The sequence below is a fragment of the Microbacterium sp. sgz311019 genome, assembly GCF_056135325.1.
This window is the reverse complement of record NZ_JBWAXO010000016.1, coordinates 1-20,642: the sequence shown is the minus strand read 5'-3', so window position 1 is coordinate 20,642 and position 20,642 is coordinate 1. Positions and strand designations below refer to the sequence as shown.

Annotated in this window: 15 protein-coding genes; 8 read left to right on the top strand and 7 right to left on the bottom strand. The window is 64.6% G+C overall.

Translation table 11 applies throughout. The features are described 5' to 3' along the window. Positions 1 to 489: 489 nt before the first annotated feature. Positions 490 to 1,155 carry a helix-turn-helix transcriptional regulator gene (locus AC0NZN_RS17915; protein WP_474593684.1) on the bottom strand — a complete coding sequence of 222 codons (666 nt, stop codon included), beginning with the start codon at positions 1,153 to 1,155 and terminating at the stop codon, positions 490 to 492. Positions 1,156 to 2,287: 1,132 nt separating this feature from the next. Between AC0NZN_RS17915 and AC0NZN_RS17910 the strand changes: the two genes are divergently transcribed. The 3 genes from AC0NZN_RS17910 to AC0NZN_RS17900 all read left to right on the top strand — a co-directional run bounded on the left by AC0NZN_RS17910 (position 2,288) and on the right by AC0NZN_RS17900 (position 11,591). Continuing rightward, entirely contained in the window at positions 2,288 to 8,428 is a 6,141-nt protein-coding gene (locus AC0NZN_RS17910) for an RHS repeat-associated core domain-containing protein (RefSeq protein ID WP_474593683.1), read from the top strand. 57 nt (positions 8,429 to 8,485) lie between these two features. After that, entirely contained in the window at positions 8,486 to 9,019 is a 534-nt protein-coding gene (locus tag AC0NZN_RS17905; RefSeq protein WP_474593682.1) for a hypothetical protein, read from the top strand. Positions 9,020 to 9,854: 835 nt separating this feature from the next. Beyond that, positions 9,855 to 11,591, top strand: coding sequence for an SIR2 family protein (locus AC0NZN_RS17900; RefSeq protein WP_474593681.1), 1,737 nt, complete (start codon positions 9,855 to 9,857; stop codon positions 11,589 to 11,591). 623 nt (positions 11,592 to 12,214) lie between these two features. Here the strand turns inward: AC0NZN_RS17900 and AC0NZN_RS17895 are convergent. Then, positions 12,215 to 13,336 carry a tyrosine-type recombinase/integrase gene (locus AC0NZN_RS17895; RefSeq protein ID WP_474593680.1) on the bottom strand — a complete coding sequence of 374 codons (1,122 nt, stop codon included), beginning with the start codon at positions 13,334 to 13,336 and terminating at the stop codon, positions 12,215 to 12,217. Then, the gene (locus AC0NZN_RS17890; protein ID WP_474593679.1) at positions 13,329 to 13,919 is read right to left on the bottom strand and encodes a hypothetical protein; all 591 of its coding nucleotides are present in this window, start codon (positions 13,917 to 13,919) and stop codon (positions 13,329 to 13,331) included. Before AC0NZN_RS17890 ends, AC0NZN_RS17895 begins: the two co-directional genes overlap by 8 nt. 164 nt (positions 13,920 to 14,083) lie before the next feature. Here AC0NZN_RS17890 and AC0NZN_RS17885 point away from each other — a divergent pair, with 164 nt between their 5' ends. From AC0NZN_RS17885 to AC0NZN_RS17865, 5 genes are all read left to right on the top strand, one after another. Beyond that, positions 14,084 to 14,266 carry a helix-turn-helix transcriptional regulator gene (locus tag AC0NZN_RS17885; RefSeq protein WP_474593678.1) on the top strand — a complete coding sequence of 61 codons (183 nt, stop codon included), beginning with the start codon at positions 14,084 to 14,086 and terminating at the stop codon, positions 14,264 to 14,266. Further along, entirely contained in the window at positions 14,256 to 14,990 is a 735-nt protein-coding gene (locus AC0NZN_RS17880) for an AAA family ATPase (protein WP_474593677.1), read from the top strand. Before AC0NZN_RS17885 ends, AC0NZN_RS17880 begins: the two co-directional genes overlap by 11 nt. A gap of 532 nt (positions 14,991 to 15,522) precedes the next feature. Further along, a complete protein-coding gene (locus tag AC0NZN_RS17875) occupies positions 15,523 to 15,843 on the top strand; it encodes a glutaredoxin family protein (RefSeq protein WP_474593676.1) in 321 nt (106 codons plus the stop codon). After that, the gene (locus AC0NZN_RS17870) at positions 15,830 to 16,741 is read left to right on the top strand and encodes a hypothetical protein (protein ID WP_474593675.1); all 912 of its coding nucleotides are present in this window, start codon (positions 15,830 to 15,832) and stop codon (positions 16,739 to 16,741) included. Before AC0NZN_RS17875 ends, AC0NZN_RS17870 begins: the two co-directional genes overlap by 14 nt. Then, positions 16,738 to 17,028, top strand: coding sequence for a hypothetical protein (locus AC0NZN_RS17865; RefSeq protein WP_474593674.1), 291 nt, complete (start codon positions 16,738 to 16,740; stop codon positions 17,026 to 17,028). The genes AC0NZN_RS17870 and AC0NZN_RS17865 overlap by 4 nt, the downstream gene beginning before the upstream one ends. Before the next feature lie 54 nt (positions 17,029 to 17,082). Here AC0NZN_RS17865 and AC0NZN_RS17860 read toward each other — a convergent pair whose 3' ends face one another. The 4 genes from AC0NZN_RS17860 to AC0NZN_RS17845 form a co-directional block, all read right to left on the bottom strand. Continuing rightward, on the bottom strand, positions 17,083 to 17,478 hold the full coding sequence (locus AC0NZN_RS17860) for a GntR family transcriptional regulator (protein ID WP_474593673.1): 396 nt from the start codon (positions 17,476 to 17,478) through the stop codon (positions 17,083 to 17,085). Positions 17,479 to 17,566: 88 nt separating this feature from the next. After that, positions 17,567 to 17,980, bottom strand: a complete 414-nt coding sequence (locus AC0NZN_RS17855) for a hypothetical protein (protein WP_474593672.1) — start codon at positions 17,978 to 17,980, stop codon at positions 17,567 to 17,569. Between the two features lie 881 nt (positions 17,981 to 18,861). Beyond that, complete coding sequence (locus AC0NZN_RS17850; RefSeq protein WP_474593671.1) at positions 18,862 to 19,083, bottom strand: hypothetical protein; 222 nt, start codon at positions 19,081 to 19,083, stop codon at positions 18,862 to 18,864. 295 nt (positions 19,084 to 19,378) lie between these two features. Continuing rightward, positions 19,379 to 20,488 (bottom strand): hypothetical protein, encoded by a 1,110-nt coding sequence (locus tag AC0NZN_RS17845; protein WP_474593670.1) that lies wholly within the window; start codon positions 20,486 to 20,488, stop codon positions 19,379 to 19,381. Positions 20,489 to 20,642: the final 154 nt, after the last annotated feature.

The following is a 20,642-nucleotide window of genomic DNA, read 5'->3' as shown; positions in this document are numbered from 1 at the left end:
CCAGCACGATCCGGGTCTTCACATCCGGCGGGATCACCGGCGGTCTGCCCATCAGTCACCTCCTGGGACTCACACGCCGATCATGCCCTCACAACCGGCCTGCCAGAAAGCTTGACGCGGGACAGATGGGTGGAACCCACCGCGCCGCTACTGACCAGTTTTCGAGCGCCGTCGACAGTCGCGGTAAAGATCCGTCCGTTCATGCTGATGTCGACGTCGCTCGGCGGCCGTAGTGCGTCGCGATCTGGTGGTTCGTGTAGCCCGTTGCCGCGTGCATGTACATGCTGATAGTGAGGCCACTAAACCGTACGGTGAGGTGGGCCGGGGATTGAGTCGTCCATCGTCGCGAACACGGTGCTTTCGCGCAGGTCGGTCTTCGCCATCAGGAATGACGATTTCGCCTTGGAACAGGCCGGCACCGCGACGCCGAGGCTTCCGGGGCGGGGTCGTCGGAGTTTAGGGGTTTCGGAGCATCTAACCGGTCAACAGTTAGAGAAGGTCCTGGAAGGCGGCAACCGCATCTGCGATCGCAGATGCGGCGATGACACCAGGGACGGCGACGATGAATCCGAGGCTTCGAGCTTGGGCCAGCATCGCTTTACGCCCCGGAGCGATCTTCCGCCCGAGGTGGGTGATGTGGTGCTTCACGGTCGTGACGCTGATGTTGAGTTCGTTGGCGATCTCTTCGTTCGTCGCATTCTGATGGATTCGGGCAAAGACATCGATTTCACGCGGCGAGATCGCATCCGCCATCATTTGGGCGCGGTCAACGATCTCCACCTGGTGGCGTTCATGGACAGCCCGGCATCGCAGCTCGTCGAGGGCATCAACAAAATCGGCGTATGTCTCACGGGCGAGCGCGGATGTGACAGCGTCCGCTGGCGTCGCCAACGCGGCCAAGAGCTCAGGAAGTGCTGTCGACAGCAACAGGTGCTGGGCCTCGAAGGCATCGTGGGGTGTCGCGCCCGCCCTGAAGAACGCCGCGATTGATGCACGGATGTCGGTTGCTGTTCGGCTCGCGTCTTCGCCTCCGAGGACTTCGAGGGTGCGAACGATTGTCGTGCGGGCTCGCGCGTACTGGGCTGCGCACAGGTCCTCAGTCGCGGCGAGTCGGTTGCCGGAATCGACGAGTGCCTGAACGTACGCGTCGGCCACTCGATCTGCCACCGATGTTCGACAATCTGACAGCACAGGTTGGGACCTTTCCCCATGGTTTGGAACATCCTAACGCGAGCGCGTGCCCACTGTTGGGGGCCGGCACCGCGCTCGGCGGCAGAGTTGCCTCGGCCAGCCAGGCGCGGGCCTGAGCCCGCGCCTGCGCATCCGTGCTTCCCGACGCCACGTCGGACAACGTCGACTCGCTCGGCACCGGGCTGGGAATAGCCGAGCGAGTGGACGCTGGAAGCGCCCCACCTGCGCCGATCGTTGGAGTCGCGCACCCCGCGAGAGCGAACATCAGAACGGAGGCGATGATCGCCGAAGCACGAAGCCTCATCCTTCCACCGTCAACCAGAATCGCCCTTCCACCATTGATTGGATCATTTCAGCCAACGGTTCTGGATGGGAACGATCGGCTGATGGAGAGTCAGATCCGGCAAGCCGAAATTGGCACCTCAGGTGCCATGGCCTGAGCGTACCCGTGTGTCTTACCGTCGTTCGGGAGCGCGTCTGCCGTGCAGAGCAAGGGGTGTATGCGGTGAGAGTTCTTTCTGCCATGGCAGTGGTAGCTGTGGGAGCGAGCATTGCTGGCTCGCTGGCGATGACGGGGACAGCGTCCGCGAGCGTGACTCCTGTCTGGACACAACCGTCCCATCGGATGGAGGCCGTGTCCGCCCGTCATGTGACGTCCTCTCACCACGCGATGGGAGCAGGCGCCGCAGATGTCGCCGTGGATGGCCGCGGCGCTGCCGATGGGTATCACGTTCGGATCGCGTCCGCGGGCGACGGGTTCGCGTGGCGGGATGTCGCCGTAATCCGCCCTGCCGATCTTGACCCCGGCTCCTGGTATGGATATCAGTGCGTCACCGCGGATGGTGCATTCGCCGCCGTCGCTGTCCTGCCTGGAGATGCGATCAACGCCAACGCAGCGCGCGATCACGGAGCGTTCGCATACTCCGTCGACCTTCGATCGGGGCAAGTGCGCCCCCTGGCATCCGGGGTCGGCTTGAAGTACCACTCGCCGCAATGCGGGCTCTCGGGCACTGCGGTGTTCACCAGCAACCCGGGCTCGGACCAGCACATCACCGTCGCGACGAGCTTCGACCTGTCGTCCGGGAAGCAACAATCAATGTCCATCGTGGGTGGCCAGGTCACATCGGTGGTCCCCACCGCGGCCGGCCTTGTTGGAGCGATGGGCTCCTCCCTCGTGACTCTGGATGCCGGCGGCACGATCCCGGCACCGCGAAAGGTGCACCAGCTCGCGACGCTGAATGGAGGCGGTTACGACGTCCGCGCCAGCTCTGACGGCGGCGTGGACCTGCTGACCCAGGACACGGAGACGAAGGTCTCGATCGTCCACGAGTCCAAGGGGCAGGTGAGCGTCCTCGGTCACGGGGACTCGCTGAAGACCCACTTGTTTGAGGGGAAGGATGGTCACACGCTCGTCGCCGGCGCGGCGGACGTAACCAGCGGTATCACCGCGGTCGACACCACGGCACTCCCGAACGCCGCCGAGCTGATGACCCTGAATGGGTCGGCAGCCTTCGCCGAAGATACCGCACCGGCAGTGGGAAAGGTGGGAGAGAAAGCGTCCCAGGCCGAGCTCGCGACCGCGACGGGATATCCGCTGGTCGAGGTCGTGAAGACGAAGGCCGTGTCCCGGTCCAAGGGCGTGTCTGGGTCCTCTTTTCGCTCCTGGGGGTCGACAGGGCCAACCGCCCCGGGTGGCGGGATCGGACGCCGCGACTCGTCGCAGCCGGCGCCGAATGAGGTGAAGCGGGCGGCGTACACGGGCATCGGCCCAGCCACGCCGACGATCTCCGCCGCGATCGATATCCATCCCGCGCTGTCATCAGGTGCGACGACCCCTCAATGCGGAGTAGCGAGGTTGCAGCCGACGTTGCAGGCGATGCAGCCTTCGAACGCCCAGGTGGATTGGGCGACGCAGATGGCCGAGCAGAATCTGCTCACCGGGTCGTCGTATACCAGGCCCGCGAACTACGCCAACATGGGCCTGGTCGCGTACGCGCCGAACAGTGACTTCGCGCCGACGTCGCTGCTCCATCCCTCCACAGATACCTGGTCGACGGTGCCTCGGTCCGTGATGGATGCGATCGAGTCGCAGGAATCTAACTTCAACCAGGCGTCCTGGCATGCTTTGCCGAGTATCGCCGGCGACCCGTTGATCGCGGACTATTACGGTTCGGGCGGCACAATCACTACGATCAATTACCCGAACGCGGATTGCGGCTATGGTGTGGCGCAGGTAACGACCGGTATGGCGGCGACCGACACGTCGATCACCCAGCACGGGAAGATGAAGATCGCCGTCGACTACCAGGAGAACATCGCCGCGGGCTTGACGATACTGCAGAAGACGTGGAACCAGCTGTACACGGCAGGGATCACCGCGAACAATGCGGACCCGAAATACCTGGAGAATTGGTTCCTCGCCGCGTGGGCGTACAACACCGGCATCCAGCCGAACGCGGCGCACGGCAACACGACCGGCTGCACGCCAGGCCCGACCTGCACTGGCCCCGACGGCACGTGGGGCCTGGGCTGGTCGAACAACCCGCGCAACCCGGACTACGACCCATCACGCCCGCCCTACCTGAAGCTGACCTACGCGGACGCCGCGCACCCATCGTCGTGGCCGTACGAAGAGCGGGTGTTCGGATGGATGGCATCACCCTTGATCCGTTATGGATACATCGCGTTCAGCAAGCCCGACTACCACGGCGGCAACACCTGGATGCAGATCCCCGGACCGAACACGTTTTGCGATCTGACAGCGAACAAGTGTGACCCAACAGGTGCGACAAGCGGCTACTGCACCTTGTCCGACTACGAATGCTGGTGGCACAACCCTGTGACGTGGGTCACGAACTGTGCCACAAGCTGCGCGACCGCGGATTATCAGGACCACGCCGGATCCACCGAGCCGACTCACGCCGACCCGTACCCGCCAACGTGTAATCAGGACACTTCGAAAGTCCCAAACGGTGCGATCATCGTCGACGACCTAGCCACGCCCTCCCAGAACTTGCACTGTTCAGGAATGAATTGGTCGAATATCGGCACGTTCACCTATGCCCCGGGGACGAACAGCTCGGGTGACCCGATCGGCAACATCGATACCCACCAGTTGGGGTCCGGGTTCGGTGGACACATCTTCTTCACCCATACCGAGCCGGCATCGGCTACCAGTCTGATCAACACCGGCACGTGGACGCCGAACCTTCCAAGCCTGCAGTACTACAAGGTGAAGCTCCATCTCCCCACATCCGGTGCGACCGCTACGGACGTGGTCTATACGATCAACCCCGGCGGCAGCGCGTCACCGTGGAAGATCCGCGTCAACCAGGACTGGAAGTCTGAGCAGTGGGTCACGATCGGCACGTTCGCGATGCAGAACGGCGGTAACGTCCAGCTCACCAACACCAGCAACATGAAGGCGGGCGCGTACGACGTCGCCTATGACGCGGTCGCGTTCGTGCCCATGGGCGGCACCCCGGGCACCCCGATCGGCGGGCCGCCGGGCATCCAGGACGCACCGAAGGGCTCCAACCCGGCATGGGTGAACTGCGGATGCGTGCGCCGCACCGCCGGCGACCCCGTCGACACCGCCACCGGGTACTTCGGGGAATCGTTCACGGATCTTGCTACCCCCGGCCTCGGCGCCTCCCTCGCCCTCACCCGTGACTATGCGGCCTCGCTCGCCGACCCGGCAGGGCCCGCTGGTGCGGGCGCTGTGAACGGGGCGTTCGGATACGGGTGGACGTTCTCCTACGAGATGACCGCGACCACGGACGGGTCCGGGAATGTGACCGTCCATCAGGAAGACGGCTCGCAGGTGCCGTTCACGAACAGTTCCGGCACCTATACCGCGGCCGCGCCTCGGTACGACGCCACCCTGAGCAAGTCGGGTACGACGTACGTGTACACCCGGCACGCGGCCGACCAGTACACGTTCGACACCACCACCGGGCACCTGCTGTCGATCAGCGACATCGCCGGCCGTGTCGCGTCCACCCCGTACGCGACCACCCTCACCTACGACGGATCCGGGCATCTCTCCACCGTGACCGACCCCAGTGGACGTGCGTACACGTTCACCTGGACCGGCAGCCACATCACCAAGGTCACCAGCGCCGCCGGGCAGCAGGTCGATTACGCATACTCGGCAGCCGGGGATCTGACCGACGTGTATGGGGTGGGCACAACCCGCACCGGCGGCACCCTCGCCGACGACGACCACGCCCAGTACGGGTACAACGCGCAGCACCTGATGACCAGTGAGCGCACCCCCGCGAACTACGGGAAGACCGGAACTCCCACACCGGTCACGGCGAACGCGTACGACAGTTCGGAGCGAGTCACGCAGCAGACCGACCCGCTGGGCCACACCACCACCTTCACGTACGGGCCGGACAGCGGGACCGGGATCGTCGCCGGGCAGACCCTGGTCACCGACCCCGCCGGCCACAAGACCCTCTACACGTACCAGGGGGGGCTGCTCACCCAGATGGTGAAGGGGTACGGGGCGACGGGAGCTGCGACCACGTCGTACGCGTACGACCCGGTCACCCTCGGCGTCTCCGTGCAGACGAACCCGGACGGCTCCACCCTCACCTACTCGTACGACGACGCCGGCCACCTCGTCTCCTCCAGCGACGGGCTCGGACGGACCACGAGCTACCAATACGACGCCACCGGGCAGCTGCTCGAGAAGACCGACCCCACCGGGCTGCAGACCATCACCACCTACAACACCGCCGACAAACCCACCAGCGTCATGCTGACCCTGCAGGGTGCGTCCGCGGAGTCCGCGTACAACACGCTGAACCCGTCGTACTCCCGATCCACGTCCTACGCGTACACCGACGCCGCGCACCCGGGGGAGGCGACCTCGTTCACCGACGCGAACAACCACACGGCCAGCTACGCGTACGACACCTTCGGGGACCTTGTCTCCACAACCGACGCGGCGTCGAACGTGACGAAGTTCGCGTACGACACCGCACGCGGCTGGAAGACCAGCACCGTCACCCCCGTGGGTGTCGCCGCCGGGGTGGCCCCGGCCTGCATCCCTCCGGCCGCCGGGTGCACGACATTCGCCCACGATGCGTACGGACACGTCACGACGACCACCGACCCGCTCGGGCACACCACCCAGGCGACGTTCGACGCGGACAGCAACCAGCTCACCGCAACCGACCCGAACGGCCACACCACCACCACGACGTACGACGCCGCCGGTCAGGCCACCGCGGTGAAGAAGCCCTCCGGCGACATCAACACCACCTCGTACAACCCCGACGGCACCATCGCGTCCACCACCGACGCCGCCTCCAACCCGACCTCGTACACCTACGACGCGCTCGGACGCGTCACTTCGACCACCAACCCGGACTCGAAGACAACGACGTACACGTACGACACCATGGGACGGCTGCTCGTCACGACGAAGCCGAACGGCGACACCAGCACCCAGACGTGGGACGCCGCCGGCCAGCTCACCGGGATCACCTACTCCGGCACCAGCACGCCGGCCGTCTCCTACACGTACGACAACGGCGGACATCGAGCCACCATGACTGACGGCACCGGGAACTGGGCCTACCAGTACGACGTGTTCGGCGAACTAACCTCGGTCACCACTGGCAGGGGCGCGACCACCACCTACGCGTACGACGCCGCTGGCAACACCACCAGCATCGGCTACCCGACCACCGGGACCACGATCACGCGGGCGTTCAACACGCTCGAGCAACTGGCAAGCATCACCGACCCCGCCAACGGCGTCACGTCGTTCGGTTATAACCCCGACGGGGCACCGACGACGACCACGTTCCCGAACGGCACGGTGACCACCGTCGCCTACGACAACGCCGACCGGCCTACCAGCAGCGCCCTCACCAAGGGCGCCACCGGGCTCGGGACGATCACCTACACGCGGGACAACCTCGGCGACATCACCGGGACCACGCCCAGCAGCGGCGCGCCCGGGACCGCGACGACCTACGGGTACAACTCCAACCAGTACCTAACCGGGGCAACCGCCAGCGGCACCACAACCGGGTACGGGTACGACAAGGTCGGCAACCCCACCACCGTCGGCGCCGCCACCCAGGTCTTCGACCCCGCCGGGCAACTCTGCTGGACGACCACCACGACCGTGACCAGCCCTTCCTGCGGTTCCCCTGTCTCCGGAGCGACCACGTACGGGTACGACGCGAACGGGAACCGCACCAGCGTCACGACCCCCGCCGCGACCACGAACTACGCGTACAACGCCGCCGAGGAGATGACCGGCATCACCGGCGCAACCATCGCGACCTACACGTACGACGGTGACGGCCTCCGCGCATCGAAGACCACCGCTGGCACCACATCGACGTTCACGTGGGACGCCCGAGGGAAGGTCCCCGAACTCCTCTCCGATGGCACCACCGACTACGTGTACGGCCCCACCGGGGCACCGATCGAGCAATTCACCGCCGGAGGAGCAAATCAGCAGTACTACTTCTGCGACGCGCACGGATCCACCGTCGACCTCACCAACACGGCCGGCGCCGTCACCGGAAGCTACACCTACACCGCCTGGGGCACCGTCGCCACCCACACCGGCAACGCGACCCCCTTCGAATTCGCGGCCGCCTACACCGACGCTGAGACCGGGTACCTTTACCTCCAAGCCCGCTACTACGACCCCACCACCGCCCTCTTCGCCAGCGTCGACGCCCTCGTCGCCAAGACACTCGCCGCCTACATGTACACAAACAACGATCCGCTGAACGAACTCGATCCGGTCGGATTGTTCTCGCTCGGAGTCGGATTTTGGCTTGGAACGCTGGCTGGGGTTGCGAGCGTAGCCGGGCTGGTAGCCGATGCAACCGTCGTGGGTGCGCCTGTCGGCTTACTGCTCGAGGGAGTCTCGTTGGCCGCCGGGCTGGGAGCGATCGCGGCAGACTGCGATGGCGTTTACGGGACTCGGGATGATCTGGGCTGCACGATGGATATGATTGGTGAAGCGACGGGCGGACTTGGGTTCGTGGCCGATATCGCCAGGGGTGCGGAATTGGGCGCGCGCTTGGCGGCAGGTGCAGAGTATACGAGTAAGTTGTCGACTGGAGTAGGTCTCGATCTAGGCATGTTCGGGTTTACCTATGGATTTGTTTCCGGGTTCAATGACACTCAAGGGCACCAGGATCACGCGCGACGAGGGCATGCTGCGGCTCTGGGGACACATTCTCGCTGCTCATAGAAGTAGGCGGAACGTCATTTGACAGGTCTGCGCGACGAATTCGTGGAAGGTTCGGATATGAGCGCTGAGTACAGTAGTGATGGTGCGAATTCCGAGCAACCCGATTCGTCGGATTCTGCCGGTGACGATCGTAAGAGATCGAGAAGATTGCCGGAGGGGCAGCTGCTACCAGGCATATCGGCGCACGCGTGGCAAGACATCATTTATGTCACCTTCGGGTTCTTCCTAGCGATCTTGCTGTCGCTGTTCTTTACTGCGCGCGCGTTTAATCCGTCGCCTTCTGGTGCGACGATCAGCACGGTTGGTGATTATTCAACCGCGGCATTGTGCGTGCTCCTGCTGATATTCTTGACGTCCGCATTTGCGATGCGCTCGAAGGTATCTAAGGAGCGCGCTGCAGGCTACACCACACTTAGATATGCTGATCCTAACGTTATTGAGGTGCGCGACTCGCGCGGTCAGGTGATCCCGATCGGCGATAAGAGATTGAAACTATCCGGCACCGCAATGGGCGCACTAATGCTGATCGCTCCCGCGTGTGCCGTGCTAAGTGGTGTGTTCTTTCTGCTTCGCGCGATATTCGCAAATTAGAGCATTCCTCCATTCGAACTCGCGGCATTGCAGGAGTCGCCCGCGAGGCGCGAATTAGTTCTGTCATTGTTGCTGGCGCGCACGCGTCTATGCTGGTAATGCTCAATTTCGAGAAGGCTCGCGAATTGGGCAGGCGCTGTCCACAAGGGGCGGGTGTAACCGCGGACCTTCATGACCTCACGCTAATCGCGCCGCCCGATGGGCGGCAGTAGGACACCGGACACCGGTGCCGATCGACCTCGATCCGCTGCACATGAGCAACCAGGGAAGTGAGCGTGACGACGATCGCGACTCTTGGGGTCGGACCGGCGCGGGCCCCGTCGCCTTCTGAGTGGCGGGGGTCGCGCCAAACTGACACAAGGGATATTATAAGCGAATCTCAGAGCGCTCCTAGAGAGCTTAGTTTAGAACGCATGATCCTTCATTTATAGGTGAGTACGAACAAGCGGTTACCCGGATCTCGGGGCGCAGTTGGCCGAGGAACGGCATCTCCGGGAGGCGCGCGCGAAGGGCGAACTGCAGACGCTCAGCATGGAACAGCTGCAGCTGCACCGGCAGGTCGTGTCGATCGCAGCGGAGCGGTCGACGATGTGGGCGCTGGCGTGGCTGCGGTTCGGTGGCACGGATGTCCGCGCCACGGTGCGAGTGCTGCGGTGGACGCAGGATGCCGTCGGCGTGCGGGTCGACGTCGACGGCGAGATCCTGGAAGTGCTGGATCTGGCAAGGAGCCTGCACACATCTGAAGGAGCGCTCGGACGCCTGGGCATGAGGCCTCGACGGCTGGTATCTCTGGGGTATGGACCCTTTGTCCCCTCTGATCTCCTTGGCGACGTCTATGCAGTCGCAGCCGGGTGTCTACGCGCTGCTGTTGGGCTCGGGTGTATCAACTGGCGCCGGCTTGTTGACCGGGTGGGGTGTGGTGTCGGAGCTGGTCGTGCGTGTCGCCGCGGCAGCGGGCGCCGGGGACGAGGAGATCGCCGCGATCCGCGAGAACCCCGAAGCGTGGTGGACGGAGCGCGGCGACGGCGAACTGGGGTATTCGACTCTGCTGGAGAAGCTGGCGCCTTCTCCTGCCGCCCGTCAGGGGCTGCTCGCGGGCTTCTTCGAGCCCGGCTCGAGCGATGACGATGAGCCGGTGCGGCAGCCGAGCAGGGCACATCACGCGATCGCCGAGCTGGTCCGCCAAGGCTTCGTACGCGTGATCATCACCACCAACTTCGACCGGCTGATGGAACAAGCACTGGAGGCTGCCGGCGTCGCCCCGAACGTGATCGCACGACCCGAAGCTGTCAACGGCATGGCCCCACTGGCGCATTCGTCGGCGACCGTGATCAAACTGCACGGGGACTACCGAGATCTAAGCACTCGGAACACACCGTCCGAACTGTCCGAGTACCCGGACGAGTGGAAACGGCTTCTCCACCAGGTCTTCGATGAGTATGGGCTGGTGATCTCGGGATGGTCCGCCGAATGGGATCACGCGCTCGTCGAAGCGCTCGAGGAAACCCGGTCACGCCGATACCCGCTGTATTGGGATCAGCGCAGCAGCCGCAGTGACACTGCTCGCAGAATCCTTACCACCAAGCGTGGACAGGTGATCCCGGCGTCCAGCGCGGACGAGTTGTTCCGTGAGTTTTTGGAGAGCGTGCAGGCTATCGACCGGCTCGCCGCTGCGCCGCTGACCACCGCCATAGCAGTCGCCCGGCTCAAGCGCTACCTCCCAGACTCGGTGCGCCGCATCGACCTCCACGACCTCGTCATGGGAGCTGTGGACCGCGTTGTTGACTACATCGCCGCACAACCCGTCGTCGCCGAGGGCGACGGCAACGTGGAGTTGCCGCAACTTGACGAGGTCTACCAGGGCTACTTCCGAGTGATGGAGCAGCTCGCACCCCTGCTCCTTACCGGCGTGAAACACGACGACGGAACCCACGACGGGCTCTGGGTGGACGTGCTCCAGCGCCTCGTCGACGTCGCCGCGATCTTCCCCACGAGCAGCTTCAATCGCGGACTTCGTCCAGCTCGACTGATCCCCGCCTTCATCGCGCTGAGCGTGCTCTCGATAGAGGCAACTCAGCGCGGACGAGAGGCGCTATTGCTGCGCCTGGACCGCGACGTGGATGGGCAGATCCACCCTGCAGCGGACCAGCGAGCGAACCTGTCGCAAGTGCTGCACTACAACCGTCTCATCGAGGTCGAAGACTGGGCCAACAAGCTGCCGCGTTGGAATGGCAACGGATGGACCTACCCCACCAGCCATCTATTCATGACCAGCATCCGCCCGTTCTTCGCCACGGAGATTCCGAACGATGCCGACTTCACGAACGCGTACCGCGGGTTTGAGTACCGGATTGGGCTAATCCAACAGCACACTGGGGACAGTGCGATCAGTGGCGAGTATGTCGGCGACTGGGCGTGGCGAAGCGAGCAGCCGCTAGCGGAGATCGAGCTGCGTAAAGCTTTGGACCGGGGCCGGGGGAAGGCGTGGGAGGACTTCTTCGCCGAAGCGCACACCACGGCAGACGAAGGGCTCACCGCTTACCGCGCCACGTTGCGCCGACTGCGGAAGTGATGAGCGCGCATCGCTCGTCTCACCCCGCCGAGGAATGCGGCCAGGACGATGCTCGTCAAAGACGACCCGAGCGCGAGACAGCTCGCGAGACTCGTCTGGCAGTGGCTCGGCTGGGCCCGTGTACTTGTGCAGAACCCACGCGATTCGTTGACCAGCAGGAGCGCGGCCCGTTCAAAACCTTCATTCACGAGCATCGCTTCGACTCCCACCGTCACGGCTGTCGAATGACGGACACCATCACGGTTGGCTCCCCGATATTCGGACGGTTTCGTCGAACGCCTCGTGCTCGTCCCCTACCTGCGGCGCCTCATCCTCAAAGCGCAACCAGCACCTCTTGGCACAAGACGACTGAGGTTCGCAGTTGCCGTATGCGGATCGCGGGCCGTGCGCGTCGTACTCGAGGCGGGTAAACCGTGGGTAAAGATGAAGCCCATTGAACGTCGCCGAGATCTGTCGAACTCGATCGAACTCCGATCAGCCAGCGTGCAAATCCGCGTGAACTCGCGCCAAATGCATCCAACGCGGCAGAGAAGACCGATCTGCCGAAGAGTTCAAATCCCACCGTCACCGCCACGTTGGAAGCCCCCGAAACCCGCGGAATCACGCGGAATTCGGGGGCTTCTTCATTGCCCGTTTGGGTCTCGTGGCAACGTTTTGGCAACAACTGAGTCTGACCGAGCCCGATCGAGGGCGTCCGAGACATGGTCAAGGTCGTCATCGAACAGGTCGGCATAGGTGTCGAGCGTCATCGCTGCGGACGCGTGGCCGAGCATCCGCTGGACCGCCTTCACGTTGGCGCCGGCGCTGATCGCAAGACTCGCGGCCGTGTGGCGGAGGTCATGTGGGGAGATCTTTGGGAATGTGGGGTCGGCTGCGCGCGCTCGCTTGACGGCCGCGGCGAACCATCCGTCCCGCGACTGCGGGAGGCGGTGGTGGTTGGTGTCCTTGCTGAACACGAGATCATCCGGGCCCTTCCCTGAGCACGCGTCGCGCATCAACGGGACGAGGAACGGAGGGAACGGGACAGACCGGGTCTCGTTCGTCTTCGGCGAGCCGACGTGAATTGTTGCGTTCACGAGAACTGCATTTTCTTCGATGAACACCCGGCGACGGTCGAAGTTCACGTTTCTGACGCGGAGACCGCTCATCTCGCCCCAGCGAAGTCCGGTGTAAGCGAGCACGTAGACGATCGTGGGGTACCGAGCTGTGGAGGCGAGTGCGTCCACCTGCGCGTGCGACAGGTACGAGCGTCCGCCGCGCGTCTTCTTGGGAAGGCGGAGGTCCCGTGCTGGATTGCTCGTGATGCGGCGATCACGGACGGCGGTGTCGAGGATTCCCGCGAGGACGCCTTGGACTCTCAGCACGGTGGTCGCGCTGTGTGACGCAGCGAGTGTGGACACCCAGGCCTGTACCTCGGAGTGGAGGATTCCGCCTACCGTCCGTTGACCCCATTTGGGTTCGACATGGATGCGCCACGCCGACTCGATGGATCTGTAGGTGGAGGGCTTCAGGACGGTCGCGCGGCCCGCGAGCCATTGGCGCCCCAGGACGCCGATGGTGACCTTGGAGTCCGTGGGGTTGATGTAGTCCCCGCGGGCCTTGGACGTCTCCACCTGGGCGAGGTAGAGCTCAGCATCCTTCTTCGTCGAGAAGCCGCGCTTCTGACCCTGCGAGCCGTCGGGACGCCGGTAGAGGACCCGGTATCGGCGTCCGTCCTTCGTTGCGTATGCGAGGACGCTACCCACCCGCCGGTCGGCCGACGTTCGACGTCATGCCCACGAGCCAGCCTGCTGCGCGGGCCTTCTGGATCCAGTCCGATGCTGTGCGTTCCGGCACTTCCAGCTCGAGCGCGATGAGCTTGACCGGGGGGAGGTCCGCGAGCGCCGCAGTGCCATAGAGAATCTCGATGACTTGCCAACGTTCGTCTTTCATGCCGCGCTTGATGACTGCGTGAGCCATCCATTGCGGGATGATGCGTCCGTCGGCGGTGGTGAGGTCCGCGATCGTGGTCCACGACGCGCCGGTGCTGTCGTCCAGTTGCAGTGAAACACAGTGGGGGATGGCGACCTGCAGGATCGCCTGCGGGGCGGCGTGCTTAAGGCGATCTTCGTTGAAATCCGCGGCGATCGCGCGGTTGACGATCGTGGTGATGACGTAGCGTCCGCGTTCGGGGCGGTAGTGCGCTTCGATCGTCGTCTCGACTCCTGTCGTCTCGTCAACCGCTGTTGCGACGAAACCGGGGGCGATGCGCAGTGCGGACCCGACCGGCTCGGTTGCGGACTGCGCAGTCATCGCGTTGCCGTCGAGTGTCTTCACGTCGACCTTCACCTCCTCAGTTTGCCTTGCCGCAACTGCGTTCCGCAGATACCTCTTGACTAACCATACAGGTTAGGAGTGTACTTCTGTCAAACACCAAACTGATTCCGCAAGAAGGGGTGGCTTTCATGACAACACCAGCGATTTCAGGACGTCCCCTGCTCAGCCACGAATACATGAGCCCAGACGAGGTCGCGGCCGCACTCCCCGGGGTGACGAAGGGCACGCTCGCGATGTGGCGGTACGAGCGAAAAGGCCCCCCGTACCGCAAGCTCGGCCGCTCGGTTGTTTACGCGGTCGACGAGCTCGAGGAGTGGATCGCCTCGGGAGCACGGGGCGGTGACTCAAATGTCCGTTGACTTGGCGGAGGCGCCTGTTGCCGTCCCCGTCCGCGGGGTTCCGGCGTCAATGACACCGGGCGCACCAGCGATGAGGGTCATAGCGGTCGCGAACCAGAAGGGCGGCGTGGGGAAGACCACCGTGACGATGCAGTTGGGTGCTGTGCTGTCTCGCCGGCATCGGGTGCTGGTGGTGGATGTGGATCGGCAGCAGTCGACGGTGTGGTGGGCGGAGAACGTCCGCGACCGTCTGCCGTTTGACTTCGTGGGCAATCAGAGCCCGAGCCTGCTGGCGCGGATCCGGGAGCTGCACAGTGACTACGACTTCGTCCTGGTGGACACCCCTGGCAGCCTCGAGGACACCCGGGTGCTGGAGACGGTGCTCGATGAGGCGGACTACGCGGTCGTGCCGCTCACTCCGGAGCCGCTGGCGGTGGAGCCGACGCTGCGAACGATCGGCCGGCTGATCGAGCCGCGGCATCTGCGCTACGCGGTGCTGCTGAACAGGATCGACGCCCGCATCCCCACCCAGCTCGCCACTTGGCGAGACCTTCTGGACTCGACATGGGGCGTTCCCCGGTTCGACGCGTGCCTGCGCCAGTACAAGACGCAAGCGGACGCTCCGGTCCTCGGTCAACTGGTCACCACGATGCCGGACAACCGGCGCACCGCGGGCGCGATCGCGGATGTCACACGGGCCGGGTACGAGATAGCGACCCAATTCGCGAACAGTGGGCGGTGGTGACCATGGGACGGGTCGACCTCGCCGGCAAGCTCGGCGATGCCCGGGACCGTGTCGAAGCGGAAGCGTCGCCAGAGGAGCGCGGGCTTCCCATGTTTGCCCGGATGACGCGGAAGGACGCCCGCATCCGCGCCGATCAGGACGCCGCGCTCGCCGCGCTCGCGAAGACGTTGATGCGGAGGCGCACCGTCAAATCGGAGCGGATCACGGAGAACACACTCATCCGTGTGGCGATCGACGTTCTCCTCGCACACGCCGACGCCCTCCGGGGATCCACGGAGGCCGACCTGCGCGACTCGGCGATTCTCACACCATCCCCCCGGCAGACTTCCGGACTTCCGGACTCCGGGTGTGTGGGACTCCCGGACTTGCACACTCCGGGATTCGCGGGCTTCCGGACTCCCGGAGACCCGGTGTCACAGAGTCCGAGAAATAGCGAGTCCGGGATCACCGAAGCCGGCAAGGGCGGTGCCCTCGCGACGGTGAGCAACGGCACCGTACACCCGGCCCGGGCCGCGGGAAGCGCGGTTGGGCGATGACTTCTGTCACGGTCTATACGGTGGGGGCGGGATGCCCGCAGTGCATGCTCACCACGAGGGCGTTGACCGCGGCGGGCATCGAGTTCGCCGATGTCGACCTCACCGTCGAGTCCAATGCGGCGGCCCGTGAGTACGTCACCGGGGACCTCGGATACACGCAGGCCCCGGTCGTGGTAGTCGACGACCAGGACCACTGGTGCGGGTTCCGCCCCGATCTCATCGACCGGCTCGCCCGGGCATCTCACCCGTCGGTCCCTCACCGTCGGTCAGGGCACCCCTCATCGAACGGTCGGGGGTGTCGCGATGACCGACGATGAGGCGCTGGACCGGGTGGAGCGCGAGTCGGACGCGGTGCGCCTGCAGATCGCCCACGCGCACGCGCGGCTCTACGAACGCGAGAAGGAACGCAAGGATGCGCGACGCCAGTACGCCCGCGAGTACTACGCCGCCCACCGTGACGAGCAACTGGAGTACCAGCGGCAGCGACGCCAGGCGCAGCGGACGAACGACCCGGAACGGTACGGCCAGCTGCGACGCGGACGCGCGCAGAGATGGCACGAGCGCCACAAGGACGACGAGAACGCCAAACAACGGGCCAAGTACCGCGCCAACCCGCAACCGCACCTGGAGCGCCGCGCGAAGTACTACGCCGAGCATGCGGAGGAGATCAAGGCGAAACGTCGCGCCCGCTATGCCGCGGACAAGGACGCCGCTCTGACGCGGCAGCAGGAGCTGCGAGACCGCGATCAGCGTCGACGCGCCCTCGGACTGCCGGTCCGGCGCCTTCACACCACCACCGTGGACGAGCTGCGGGCGAACGAGGCCGCCGCGGCCGCGTTCTTTGCCCACAAACGCACCGCCCGACAGATCAGACAGATGCGGTCCGAAGGCGCAGCCACACCACCGGAACTGGTCGCCGCCTGGGGCCGCGACTGCGCCCGGGCGCGCGCCGCGCACCGCCTCGCCGAACAGCGCGAAGAACTCGCCCGACTCCAGAAGGAACTCGCCCGCGCCCCCCGAACCCACGCCCAACCGCGGCAGACACCGGAAGAGCGTGAGAACGCCCGACTCGAAGAGGAGCGGCTGGACGAGATCGCCCGGCAGCTGAACGACCGGCTCCGCCACCGCGACCCGCCCCGGCATCCGCACCACCTCGACCCGACCGCACCCCACCCGATGCTCCAGCAGAACTCACTGAGGGGACTAGATCGATGACCACCCCAACCCCCACACCCGGCCACACCAACCGGATCGACCGGGCCGACGCGGAAGCCACCCTGTACCGGGTAGCGATCTGCGCGTTCACCTACTACCCCGACAAGCCGGTCCGGGAGCCCGGGTACACGATCGACGAAGACGTCGCCTGGTGCCTCGCGCCCCTGACCGGCCTCGACACCACGAGCCTGTCCCGAATGAGGGGAGCCGTGCGCGATGCGATCACCGACCCCACCGCTCACCGTCGGAGCCTGCTCGATGAGCTCGCCACTCTCACCGACAAGTGACGTCCCGTCACCCGCGGCCGCACCTCTGGGGGGCGCCGGGGCCCTCCTGGCCCATCATCCCAGCTCCCTCCAGGGCGCTCTGTTCCAGGCTTTCGATGCTTCTATGTTCGTCAACCGGCATGTTCCAGGTGCCGGGGAACGCTTCTCGGCGCTCGTTGGCAGTTCCGCTACGCGCGTGGACTGGCCTCGCCAGACGAGCCGCAGCACGTTGACCACGTCATCAATGTCCGTGTCGGCGGATGCTGCTTCTTCGGCCAGGTCTCGGATCTGACGGATCACTGCGAGCGGGAGAAGTGCGGCGGACTCAGCGACTCGTGTTCCGGCTGCGGTGCGAGTGATCACCAGGCCGTCCTGCTCGAGCAGCTTGTAGGATTTAGCCGCCGTGCCCTGGGCGACACCCAGGTCGACGGCGGTTTGGCGCACGGTCGGCAGTCGCTCGTTGGCAGCCATTTGGCCGGACACGATAAGCGCGCGTAGCTGCCGGTAGATCCCACCGCTGGGCTGCTTTCGTCGACGGATGCGAGGAGCGGGTTGGCCGTCATCGGAGCGCCTCAGCGTTCAGGGGTTCAGCTGAGCCTCTTGATGATTCGCGCGCGATGAGCGTGCGCCGCAGGCTCGCCGCGACGACGAGGAGCAGAAGCACGAGTGCGGTGATCTCGAGGATCGGAGCACACCAGCCGGCAGCGGTTGCCAGTTCGGCGTATCGCCAGGAGGCATCGTAGGGCGCATCCCCGTTTTGACCGATTATCGTGAGTGAGGATCCGGATCCAGCATCTGCGATCAGGCGCCATGCTCCGCTGAGTGTGAGGAGCATCGACGCGGTCGCGATGCGCGTCGCTGCTCCGGCGATGTCTCGTCGAGCGATACGTTCGGGTGAGACGGTCTCCGGCGGCAGGAATGGGCGCGCCGCGTTGCGATCGAGAGTGGCCCACCACAACGCGCCGAGTGCCACGAGACAGATGAGTACGGCACGCCGTACGTCCATCCGTAGAAGGGCAGCCGGATCGGGTCGATCGCCGACTCGTTGGGGATTGGGATCGTGAGCCAGACGTAGCGGCCTTCGCCGTTCGGGGACGACGCGAGCCCTGCGACAACGGTCGTCGTTGCCAGCACCACGCCCACGGTGGTGACTGAGATGAGCGCGGATCGTGAACTGAAGGTGCTCCAGGTTCGTCGAGAGCCCGGGATCACCGGCGCCTCCGAGCGGGCGCTGCCCCGCGTTGCGATCAAGCCGACAATGACGCCGAGGCCAACGGTTGTAACAGCAGGGGGAACCGTGAATCGCTACCAGTGCACGAGGTCGGAGAAGGACAAGACAAAGCCTCGAACTACGAATTCGGCCATGAACCCAAGGATCACGAGGAATCCAACTGCGCCGAGCGTTCGACGCTCTGGCATGTAGCGGTTGTAGACGGAATGAGCCTCGGCGGTTGCGCGACGTACTGCGCCACGAAGCGGGGCCGCTTCCGGACCGCCCCATCTCCCGACCTGCAAAACCGGGACACACCGGCCCGGGGCGATGGGGACTCGCGACCCTCTCCGACGGCGAGAGCGTAGCCGGACGTTGACGACTCCGTTCCTGCCGTTCGCTATTTGCAGACTCCGCTCTCCGCTGCGCTACGAGCTCCGCTTAGCAACCGCTCACTCGGTCACTACGTCGTCCCCCTCCGGCTTGATCAGCCGATTGTCGAAGCGAGGGTGGGCTTCGAGGTGGCGCCGTACAGGGCGTTTAAGGTTTGGTTAGAGGTGTCGGGCGAGGTAACGCTCGATGCAGCGTCGGATTCCGCGTCGCGTGTGTTCCGGTTATGGCTCGTGAAACACCCGACATATGAATCAACGATTTTCGGCTTGCCCGCTGTTGGGTCGACGCCTACGCAAGCGGACCTTCCAGGCGATCTGCCAAGCGAGCAGGGCGATAGCTATGGCAACGATGGTGAGCATGATCCACTCGCTGCTTGCCGGCGGGGCATAGAAGGACCAGATGATCAGCGCGATGCCGGGGATCATGAGGCCGAGATTAAACCCGAGGTATTGCGCGCGCTCTGCCCGGGTCATGCTGCGTGATCGTCGCCGTTCCATAGCCTCAGTCCCGTCACGATGAGGTAAGACCCCAATCGATCTTCATTGCCGCTTCGAAACCTTCTCGCGCCGCGACTGTCAGGAGCGCGGTGAAGACGCCAGCAGTTTCAAGTAAAGCGCAGGTCGGCAACGCGACTCAGCAGGCTGGCATATGGGTCATCATCAGCGAATGTCAGAGCGACATTAGATACAGAAGTTTAGAACGAGTGATCTACCCGGATCAAGGATGCAGCTGGCCGAGCAACGGGATCCCGGTGGCACGGCCGACGTACTACTCGTGCGGGGTGCACCCCGTGTCGTATGCGGCGCTGCCGAAATCTGGCGTGTACCAACAGCGATCGGGTGCATACCAGACCGTGCTGGTGTTCTTGGTGAGCTGACTTTGGCTACCAGGGCCAGGCCACGGGATGTTCTCATCTAGCCCCATGCAGGCCGTGAGGGCTACACCCGGATTCCTTTCGCAGTCATAGCGCTCCACGTTCTGGATGTTTCCACTCACCCGGCTGGTCGCTTCGTTTCCTTTGGCGGCGAGGATGGTGATCGAGAGGGTGCTGCTCCCGTCGTACGGGCTAAACGGAATGGCCGAAGGGTCCGCCGCGCCGACTGAAATTGATGTTCGTGCGCAGGGATCGAATTCGTCGTCATAGTCGCCGTAGAAGCCGGCCGGACCCGGGCTCCCCAGGTACTGTGTTCCGTCCGTGACGACAACCCAGAACGTGAAATTGTTATTGGTTGCCGCAGTTGCTTCCTCATATCCGGGCCAGCAATCTGGCCTGGTCCCGGGCTGGTATTGAGGCAACTCCGTCGTCAGGTCGACCCCGTACTCCTGCCCCCAGTGGTCCGGTATCTCCAGGGGCGAGCTATCCGGATCCACTCCCCACCAGTCGTAGTACTCCGTGATCTCGACTGTGTTGGCGAAGCCGTTGGAGTTCCTCACATTGATGTATGCGTCCCGCGGCATTGATGTGTAGCTGTCGGATGTCGCGGCGAATGTACTCGCTTCAGCACCCCTGCGCGCCCTGAAGTCTGAGATGGCCTTGGCCTTGGCCGCTGGCAGGTGAGAGATCGGGGGTGTGAATGCGGGGGCGTCTACGTGAAGGGTGGCATTCGTCCTCACGCTCTTCGCTTGCTTCGAGGGCACGCGTTGGCTTCTAAGCAAGCCGACAACCTCGGGCAGCGTCCCCGTTGCGGTTTGAAACTCCCGCAGGAACTTCTCTGGCGGCAGATCCGAGGTAGGCCAGTACTCTCCGACGACAGCGTCACCTTCGAACTTGTAGCCGGTAGCGTCGCCGCCAGCGGCTGGCTTCGCGGTTGTGGTCGCGGCGATGGCGACGGCGTCCTCGAGTGAGACCGCGTGCGAAAGTGGCGTGAGCACCGGCACCTCCACAACCGAGTCTGTCGCAGTAGCGGGGTCAAGCCCCGGGGCGTGGTGTAGCGGTCGGTGATCCTTCTTCGTTTGATGGTTAGGCGCTGAGTTCGAGGAGGGTGTCGGTGTTCACCTCGATTCCGGTGTCGGCGACGAGAGTGAGCCTGGA